The 8,622-nt window shown below is 45.2% G+C and carries 5 protein-coding genes; 2 read left to right on the top strand and 3 right to left on the bottom strand.

The annotated features are described in order from the left end of the window. Positions 1-161: 161 nt before the first annotated feature. Positions 162-455 (top strand): DUF8820 family protein, encoded by a 294-nt coding sequence (locus F6K37_RS25640; protein WP_287253060.1) that lies wholly within the window; start codon positions 162-164, stop codon positions 453-455. A gap of 224 nt (positions 456-679) precedes the next feature. Here F6K37_RS25640 and F6K37_RS25635 read toward each other — a convergent pair whose 3' ends face one another. Beyond that, entirely contained in the window at positions 680-2,926 is a 2,247-nt protein-coding gene (locus F6K37_RS25635; protein ID WP_287253058.1) for an FdhF/YdeP family oxidoreductase, read from the bottom strand. Positions 2,927-3,449: 523 nt separating this feature from the next. Between F6K37_RS25635 and fdhD the strand changes: the two genes are divergently transcribed. After that, positions 3,450-4,298: a formate dehydrogenase accessory sulfurtransferase FdhD gene (gene fdhD, locus F6K37_RS25630; protein ID WP_287253056.1), complete on the top strand. Its 849-nt coding sequence runs from the start codon at positions 3,450-3,452 to the stop codon at positions 4,296-4,298. Positions 4,299-4,454: 156 nt separating this feature from the next. Here fdhD and F6K37_RS25625 read toward each other — a convergent pair whose 3' ends face one another. Together F6K37_RS25625 and F6K37_RS25620 are read right to left on the bottom strand one after the other, a co-directional pair. Next, on the bottom strand, positions 4,455-4,583 hold the full coding sequence (locus tag F6K37_RS25625; RefSeq protein WP_287253054.1) for a hypothetical protein: 129 nt from the start codon (positions 4,581-4,583) through the stop codon (positions 4,455-4,457). After that, complete coding sequence (locus tag F6K37_RS25620) at positions 4,573-8,016, bottom strand: DUF4347 domain-containing protein (protein WP_009149404.1); 3,444 nt, start codon at positions 8,014-8,016, stop codon at positions 4,573-4,575. The genes F6K37_RS25625 and F6K37_RS25620 overlap by 11 nt, the downstream gene beginning before the upstream one ends. Between the last annotated feature and the right edge of the window lie 606 nt (positions 8,017-8,622).

Below are 8,622 nucleotides of genomic sequence, written 5' to 3'. Positions count from 1 at the left end.
AATAGGGAGTAAGGATAAGCCAATTGACTGTACATCATTACTCGGAGAAATGCTATAGTAGTGGACAAAAGAACTCTTCTCGCCTGTCCCAACTAATCGATAACTAGATAACCATTAATCAAACTAACAATTAATCAAGATAACAACTAATCAAAAAACCTATGCAACCTATTCGACAAGGCGACGTTATTTTACTTCCTGTAGAGCAAATTAATGGACAACAGTTACCTCACCTAACCCTAGCAGAAGGGGAGGTAACTGGACATTCTCATCGCATCAGTGATGGTGTTGCTCAGTTATACGAAAAAAATGGCATCCTTTATCTACAAGTTGTTTCAGAAACAGCAACCTTAACTCACGAAGAGCATCAGCCAATTGAGCTTCCCCAAGGTAGCTGGATGGTGCGAATTCAACGGGAATATGAACCTCAAGGATGGCGATATGTTGCTGACTAATATTATGTCCGGTTGACTACTTATATAGCACAGGGAGTAGGGAGTAGGGAGTAGGGAGTAGGGAGTAGGGAACAACAATTATCACAATTCCTACACGGATCCCTATTCAAACTTGTAACGTGAAACTTGTAACGTGAAACTTGTAACTTACCAATTACTAATTACTAAGCATTCAGCTGACGGCTGACAGCTGACGGCTGTATGCTTACCTCGATACTATCTCCTTAAATCTTATCCAGTTGAACCAAAGCATTGTAGTCTGGAATATCAACTTCAGGCGATCGCTTGCCTTTATCCAATAGCACATTCCCTTCGGGCCAATGTACCTGTAAATTTCCTGGTGTAATCGGTGCGATATGGATGTGTCCTTGGAATTGACCCTTTTGATTCCTCAGAATTACGGCATCGCCATGGTTTAATCCCAGTTTTTTAGCATCCACCTGACTAATCAGCACCGCCTTTCGCTTTGCCCCAGTAATGGCATCTTTCTGTTCTTGCACCATGCTGTTAAATTGCTTACCTCGCCTGGTGGCTACTAGGAAATGACCTTCTGGCAGTTCATGCTTGGGTGGAGATAAAGGGGAAAAATGGGCTAACCCATCCGGTGTGGGGAAATTCCAGCCAAAGCAAAGATGGGAACCACCATACTGGAACTGATCACCTGCTTCCTTAAGATGTTGGATACCAGCATACTGGGGGATAACCTGGGCAATTTCTGCCCGAATCGCGGCTGTGCTATCAAAGTGTAATTTATCTGCTAAATCCGGACGCACTCGCCTTGCTAGTTCCATAAACACTTCCCACTCCGGACGGGCTTCCCCAATCCGAGGGCCAGGAATTTCTGGACTGAAAATCACCCTTCTCTCGGTACTGGTTTCAGTGACTCCCCCTGGGATTTCGTAGCGAGTCGTGGCGGGTAACAAGACTACGGTTTCCCCAGGTTCTACTAACATTTGACTGGAGAGGACAATATCCATATGAACTCTCAGAGGGATTCGCTGTAGTGCCTCTTTGATATATTCTGGTTCTGGCAACACCTCCAGGAAATTGCCTCCGACGGAAAATACTATATCCAACTCCCCTGAATGGGCAGCATCAATCATTTCCGCTGCTGTTAATCCTTTGGTAGTGGGGACCTCAAACTGCCATTGTTGGCTGAGCTTGGCAGCATTTTCTGGAGTAATGGGCTTACCACCAGGAAAAACCGTGGCATAGCATCCCATTTCTGCTCCTCCTTGCACCCCAGAGTGACCCCGAATCGGCATTAACCCACAGCCTTCTCTACCAACAAACCCTTTTGCTAAGGCTAGGTTAATGATGGCTCGCACATTATCTTCGCCACACTGATGCTGGGTAATACCCATGCTCCAGACAAACACAGCTTTATCAGCTTCAGCTAGCATCTTGGCAAAGGCGTACATATGTTCACGGGAAGTACCGGAAAGCTGTTCTAGTTCTTCCCAGGATTGGTTAGCGAGGGTTGCTTTTAATTGCTCAAAATTAGTCGTATGATTTTCGATGAAGGATGAGTCTACCCAATGGTTAGCAATCATTTCCTTGAGAGTGCCATTGAGGAATGCCATATCCCCACCCATGTTGATTAAAAAGAAGTCTTCGGCAAATTTAGTACCAAATAAGGCACTTTCGGGAATCGAAGGCACCCAATAGCGTTCCATACCTGGTTCTTGGTAAGTGTTAATTACCACGATTTTGGTACCAGCTTTCTTAGCCCAGTGGAGATACTTAACTGTAACTGGCTGATTGTTGGCAACGTTAGAGCCAATGAATACTAATAAATCTGTGCCAATCCAATCTTTATAAGAACAAGTAGTAGCTGCTACCCCTAATCCGGCTTTAAGTCCAGCGGTACTAGGAGAGTGGCAGATGCGAGCAGCATTATCTATATTATTAGTCCCTATCGCCCGCACTGCTTTTTGAGCAGCGTAGTAGGTTTCATTTACTGTACCTCTACTGGTTAGATAAACGCTGAATCGGTTGGTGGTGCTATCAATGGGTGAAGAGAAACTATTCCTTAGGGAATCGCTGATTAATTCCAGTGCTTTATCCCAGCTAATTCGACGGAATCCTTTCTCCCCTCGTTGCCGCATCATGGGGTAAGGAAGCCGTCCCAAATCCCGCAGTTGGATACTTTTTTTCCTTTGAAGCTGGGAGACATCTGCTAATATTTCGGGATCAAATGCTGCCATGGTATTCATCCGCAACAACCGCAGCCGGACATTACAGACATGGACACCATCAAGAGTCCAGTCTTTCATACCAGTAGTGCCAAGGGCGCAACCGTCGCAGACTCCGTGATTTAAGATATCCCAAGCATAGGATAACTGGTCTCGGTTTTCCCAAGCTGCTCTGAAGACTTCCCAATAATTGTTCGGGTATTGTTCACCAATACCGAATGGTTTCCAGTTTGCCCAGTGGGAAGGAGTCCAGCGTTTTTTGGGTTGACGCAGCATGAGTTTGGAGTAACGTTAAAATCTGGGGACTTGATCAGGTTATCATAAACTTATAGCAATTATCATAGCTATGAGGTAAACAATTTCTAGATTTTAGGGAACAGCGGATCTGGGAACAGGGAACAGGGAGCAGGAAACAGGAAACAAAAAGTATCACAATTTATTTATAATTGCTATATAAATTACATGATTAAATTAAAGGTTGATTATGAAATTAATGAGGTAATATAACCGTTGATTAATGTTAATATAATTGAGTTATAAATGGTTAGTATTGAGAAATTTTTGTTTTGTGTTGATAGTCGAGCGATCGCTTAATTTAGGAATGCCATTAAAAGTTATCTAAATCTATAGTATTTATCAAATAGGTGAGGTAAATTTTTAATGTTAAGGAATAGGGAATAGTAATCCAGTTCTACTCCCTACTCCCTACTCCCAGATCCGCTGTTCCCTGTTCCCAGATCCGCTGTTCCCTGCTTTTACAGATAAATTTTAAACTTGGTGCAAGCTCTGAGTATAAAGTATGAATCAGCACCGTAGCAAAACTAAATCCCAAGTCTGGGTAGTGGAAAACAGCCAAGTGCGATCGCGTTTAGATCAACTAGCAACAGAGGAACCCTTGGAAATTCGCCTGACCTCTCCCCAGAAAACCGTAGCTGTGACTATGCGCACCCCAGGGGCAGATTTTGAACTAGCAGCAGGGTTCCTCTATTGTGAAGGAATTGTAAAGCATCGGGATGATATTCAACGGATTAGCTACTGTGTGGATTCTAATCAAGATGGTGAGCAGCGCTATAACATTGTGAATGTGGCCCTGAGGGAAGAACTTACTCCAGATTTGCAGCCCCTGGAACGCCACTTTTTCACCACCAGCGCCTGTGGAATTTGTGGAAAAGCCAGTCTTGACGCACTACGCTTGCGAGGGTGTCCAGTTATGTCTGATGCTATGGAAGTCAGCACTGAGGTGATTTACAGCCTATCGGAACAGCTGCGTTCAGCTCAATCAGTGTTTTCCACAACTGGGGGAATCCATGGTGCTGGGTTGTTTAATACCCAAGGAGAGTTACTATCCTTACAAGAAGATGTGGGACGTCACAATGCTGTGGATAAATTGGTGGGTTCAGCCTTATTAACTAATCAACTGCCCTTAAGCGATCGCATTGTGATGGTCAGTGGGCGCTCTAGTTTTGAGATTTTACAGAAATGTCTGATGGCTAGGGTACCAATTGTTTGCGCTGTATCCGCTCCCAGCAGTCTGGCGGTAACCCTAGCCAGAGAGTTTGGGATTACTCTAGTGGGATTTCTGCGGGGAAAACGGTTTAATGTTTATTCTGGGAAAGAGCGTATCTCTAGTTTGTGTGATCATGGTTGATATCTCAGCATTCAGCCGTCAGCGGTCAGCGGTCAGCGGTCAGCATTCCGTAACTCAGATTAAACTTTTGCTTACCTATTGTCTTGATGCAATAGCGAGTGGGGGAAACCCCCTTTGGCCGACTGCATCGCTTATTCAAAAGCTGTTTGGTGTAGCTTACCCTATGTCCATAAGCACATCAAGTAGGGTGGCACAGGCTTCAAGCCTGTGCCACCCATTAGCTGATAGCTGATAGCTGATAGCTGATAGCTGATAGCTGATAGCTGACGCTAGATTACACCACAAAATCGTCAGCCGTAATCAGATTGACGTTCACATCAGTCAAGAAAGCTAACGGTTGATTATTTTCAGTTGTGATCCAAGTGTCACCATTTTGTTCAAAGATAGAAAGTGACCCAAAGGTTAGACCTCCCTCTAATTTCAACAAATCTAGACCATCTTCAAAGTCAACAATAGTGTTCTTGCCTGCAGTGGACAAGACAAACATGTCTTTTCCACTGCCACCAGTCAGGATGTTATCTCCTTGACCACCATTGAGGAGGTCGTTACCGCTACCGCCAAAGAGTTTATCTTGACCTTGACCGCCTAAAAGGGTGTCATTACCATCGTCTCCAAACAATTGATCATCACCGTCACCGCCGTCAAGGAGGTCGTCACCAGCCAGTCCTTGGAGGGTATCTTGACTGTTAAGACCCTTGAGGGTGTCGTTCCGTGAAGTACCAGTGAGATTATCATTGTTTGAGGTGCCAATTTCCGTGATACCCACAAGCAGTATAGAACTCGCATCTGAGAGAGTCCATGCGCCACGCCCCAGAGTTCCAGCTACTAGTAGGTCATCGCTGGGATCGTAGTCAAGATCCCAAACAGGAACATTGGGTAAATCGGTTCCTAGCTTTAACCAATCGGTGAAATTACTGCTGCTAGTTGCTGAAAAGATGCCTATATTGCTGCCAACTACAATCCCATCTACCGTAGAACCGGAAATAAACTCAATTGATCGCAAGTTCAAATCCCCTGGCTCTAAATTTAAGTTGGTGGCGAATTCTTGCAGGTTGCCCGTGATATCCATCCAGTTATTTGCATTGGTGGTCTGAAATACCTGGTCATCATCAATGGCAAAGGCAGTCATCCAGTCGTCGCTATCGAGTACGATATCTCCAACTGTTTCACCAGAATAGTTAGTGTTCGCTAATGTCCCGCCTGATGTGGTGCGGGCAAATATGTTAAATCCCGATCCGACATAAAGTACGTCTGGATTATCTTGCCCATTCCGACGACCACCATAGGCAATTGGATCACCGTCACTGCTGTTGACTCCCACACTACCGCCCCCAGCCGTGTTCACAATAGTGACGTTATCACCCTGGTCAAACGATTCGTAGACGCTAGTGAATCCACCAATAGCAATACGGTTGGGATCAACTTCATTGACTACTACAGGTGTGACAAATTGTGTATCAAAAATGTTTAAACCATTGAGAGTAGGAAAAGTCTGGCTGATTAGGTTGTTATTTGCATCATAGACCCGACGTCTGAAACCAGCTAGAAATTGAAAGCTTGAGTATCGCACCGATTGCTGATCGTTATTAGGATCAATCGAAACTGCGACATCGCCACCATCAGCCGTAGACACGCTATCCCAGACAACTGAATCAGAGTTATTTTGTTGTGTTGTTCCTGTATCTTGGTTTCCGCTGATGATAATGTTGGAAACAGTATCGTAAGCAATATCGTGGATCTCAGTCACCTGCAAATTGCTATTGAGGGAAAACCAATCCCCAGTGTTGTCTTGTGGATTGGTGCGGCGGTAAATTCCTCCATCATCCACTTCAATGATGTCACCATTGGCATCGAAGGTAATTTCGCGGGAATCGGCGTGTGGTGAACTGTTGTTTGCCGTTCCGCCCCCACTAAAGTCGCCTTGGCTGTGAGTTAACGGTTGCCACTGGGGAGAGTTGATATTTTCTGGATTGCCTGGGTCCGTGGGATTTTCATCTGTGTCTCCCCGAAATAGACGACCAGAGAAATCATTAGCTCCTATGGCATTTGGAAACGGGATGTCTTGACGATCTCCACCTACATAGACCACATTTGGATTATTCGGGTCGGCAATAATTGAAAAGTGGATAGCTCCCTGTCCACCAGGCTTTTCCCTGGGGTTTAGTCCTTCAAAGTCGCCATTTCTCTCTTCGGTAACCGGCAGATCCATTTGAGTCCAAGTTGGGTTGGTTGCCGTTGGATTGTCTGTAAATCCGATATAAGAGGCTTGGCCATTGGTGAGAACAGCAGTGTATAGGCGACCATTGCTTGCGACCGCCATCTCTGTGTTATTATTACCTACCCCAGTGATGACCCCATCTAGATTCGCATCCTGATCAGATACGTTAATCCAATTAGCTCCACCATCATCTGAACGAAAAATACCGTTGCCCTGAACCGATACGTAGAAACGCTGGTTGTTAGTTGGGTCACCCACTAGATCAAAGGCAGCTCCGGCATCAAGTCCATTGCTACCTGATCTGAATTCCCAGGTTGCACCATTGTCAGTGCTGCGGTACACACCCCCTTGAGTACCACCACCAAAATTATTAGCACTGACTAAGAGCGTGTTCCCGCGAGAGGCCACACCTGAAATATTTCTTCCTGACAGCAAAGTTTCATCGGCTTCATCAACCATACCGTCACGATCGTTGTCCAGGTTATCAGCCGTTGCCAGTTGAGTCCAGGTCTTTCCTCCGTCAGTGGTCTTTAACAAACCCGTTAAAGCTCCCCCACGTCGTCGGAAAGAACTGAAACGACCTATGCCAGCAATGATCGTTTGATTGGTTGGATCACTCGGATCAAATTCCATTGCGCCAATGGAATTCCCTAGCAAGTCATCCGTCAGCGGTGTCCAGTTAGGGCTGCTGTCCGTTGCATTCGTTGTTTTCCAAATCCCGCCATTTACGGCTCCGATATAAAGGATATTGGCATCATCAGGGTGAGCAAGCACCGTATGAATTGCCCCAACCACCTCATTATTAGGCTGAACATTCTCAACTTGCCCATTCTGTGCCGGACTCGGTCCCTGGGCGATCCACTGTCCTTGAGGAGTAGCTAAAACTGAGCCATAAACTGCTCGTGTTGCTGCCTGAAATGCCAACGGGACTTCAAGATTACTGGTGGTGATCTCTAGTTCCCAGTCTCCTCCCAGTGCCCCAGAACCAGTGGGTTTTGTAGAAGCAGCAATTTCCGCCCCAGTTAGGTAGTGTAGCTTTTCCACAAACTCAATACCCGCATCCCCAGCAGCAACATTGCAACCGTAGAGAAGGATAGGAATAGAAGTGAACTTGCCTTCCTGAGTAACAGAATTTGAAGGAATCCAGGTCTTTAGTTGTCCACCATAGTGATTTAGAGTGTCTAGATTTAACTGGCTATTCCCTAAATACAAACACCCCGGTGAACCGTGAGAAACGATGTGAATAGCAGTAATATCAGTGCGTCCTTGCAGAGCCTTGGTAATTTCTTCAACGCCATCCTGTGTAAAGTCCAGGACAATCACCTCAGCTTCCGGTACCGTACCATTAACTAAACTCTGATAATCATCTACCCCTGAGTCAATAAAAACAATAGTGCTAGAGGTTTTGGAGTGACTTCCCAGAGCGTTGTGTACCTCAATCTCCCCAAAGTTCAACGACTTATCGAGATCGTTAAAACTTGCATATTTGATATCAAACATGCTAAAATGCCCCTTTATAATGTGTTGGTTTGTAACAGTAGCCACTGGTCAAATGGCTACTAGTCTCAGCAGTCGTATAAAATCCGGTTGATTACTGTTAGCATCCTGCACATTAGTATTAGTAGGTGGCTGCCATCCACCTACTAATTGTGACAAGTTGCTAACAGCATCAAGCATTCGATAATAAGGGTTTGACTGATTATAATCTCAACCAAAATTAGCAATCAGATATTTAGGATAATATTTGCGACCTCAACAATCATAACTACCAATCCGGCAAATTTAGGCGAAGCTTTGATGAAGTATCACTGAAGTTTTATTAACATTAAGTTAAGCAGGGCTTTCACATTTATAGGGCTTACGCATTTGCCCCCTAAATCCCCCAATTATGGGGTACTTTGACATCATTACCCCTCCCGGTGCGCTTTCCGCATCTAATTATTAAATTCGCCACGGGTCGCACCGAAAAATTGGGGGGCTAGGGCGTGTCTTCAAACTCCGAGTACCCCCGTTTCCCTTAAAAAAGGGGGACTTTGAGTATGGCTCCCCCCTTAATAAGGGGGGCTGGGGGGGATCTAATATCTTGCGGAAAACTTTGAAAACACA

Origin of the sequence: Moorena sp. SIO4E2, from assembly GCF_010671945.1 — a bacterium.
Lineage (GTDB): Bacteria > Cyanobacteriota > Cyanobacteriia > Cyanobacteriales > Coleofasciculaceae > Moorena > Moorena producens.
The sequence above is the reverse complement of the archived record's forward strand: the minus strand, read 5'-3'. Positions and strand labels throughout refer to the sequence as shown.

Coding starts and splice junctions, on each gene's coding strand:
- F6K37_RS25640 (WP_287253060.1), top strand. CDS start 162: ATGCAACCTATTCGACAAGGCGACGTTATTTTACTTCCTGTAGAGCAA.
- F6K37_RS25635 (WP_287253058.1), bottom strand. CDS start 2,926: ATGCTGCGTCAACCCAAAAAACGCTGGACTCCTTCCCACTGGGCAAAC.
- fdhD (WP_287253056.1), top strand. CDS start 3,450: ATGAATCAGCACCGTAGCAAAACTAAATCCCAAGTCTGGGTAGTGGAA.
- F6K37_RS25620 (WP_009149404.1), bottom strand. CDS start 8,016: ATGTTTGATATCAAATATGCAAGTTTTAACGATCTCGATAAGTCGTTG.